Here is a 635-nt window from a genome sequence, read left to right as displayed (position 1 = left end):
CGCGATCTGGTCACTGTCGTCGGCCATGCCGCCATGATCTCGGCGGGTGAGTTCGTGCAGATGTCGGGGCGCTGGTTCAACGACCACACCCACGGCTTGCAGTTCAAGGCGGAGTTCCTCAAGGCCAGTCCGCCGACCACGGTCGAAGGCATAGAGCGCTATCTCGGCTCGGGCATGATCCGGGGCATTGGTCCCGTCTATGCCAAAAAACTGGTGAAAGCGTTCGGCGAGGCCGTGTTCGACCTGATCGAGCAGGAACCGCATCGCCTGCGGGAAGTGACAGGCATTGGTCCCAAGCGGGCCGAACGGATTGTCGGTGGCTGGGCAGACCAGAAGGTGATCCGCGAGATCATGCTGTTCCTGCACAGCAACGGCGTCGGCACGTCGCGGGCGGTACGGATCTTCAAGACCTACGGGGGTAATCCCCCCATAAAAAGAGTGGCTTTTGAATGAGAATTTTCTCAGCGTAAGGATGAGGAGATTCTGATGAAGAGTGATCGCTTTACTGACGCCCAGATCATGGGTGTGATCCGTCAGGCTGAGGGCGGCGTCCCGGTTCCTGACCTGTGCCGGGAGCATGGGATCAGCCATGCCACGTTTTACCGGTGGCGCGCGAAATATGGCGGCATGGATGC

Annotated in this window: 1 protein-coding gene and 1 pseudogene; both read left to right on the top strand. The window is 59.8% G+C overall.

Annotated features, from left to right (window positions below):
• Positions 1-417, top strand: a pseudogene (locus B7449_RS17785) (helix-hairpin-helix domain-containing protein); the annotation flags it as partial.
• Between the two features lie 69 nt (positions 418-486).
• Positions 487-635, top strand: a 149-nt coding sequence (locus tag B7449_RS17780; RefSeq protein WP_048883976.1) for a transposase, incomplete at its 3' end; no start/stop codon positions are given.

This window comes from Komagataeibacter intermedius TF2 (assembly GCF_000964425.1).
In the GTDB taxonomy this organism is placed as follows: Bacteria; Pseudomonadota; Alphaproteobacteria; order Acetobacterales; family Acetobacteraceae; genus Komagataeibacter; species Komagataeibacter intermedius.
This window is presented reverse-complemented; position numbering and strand designations above follow the sequence as displayed.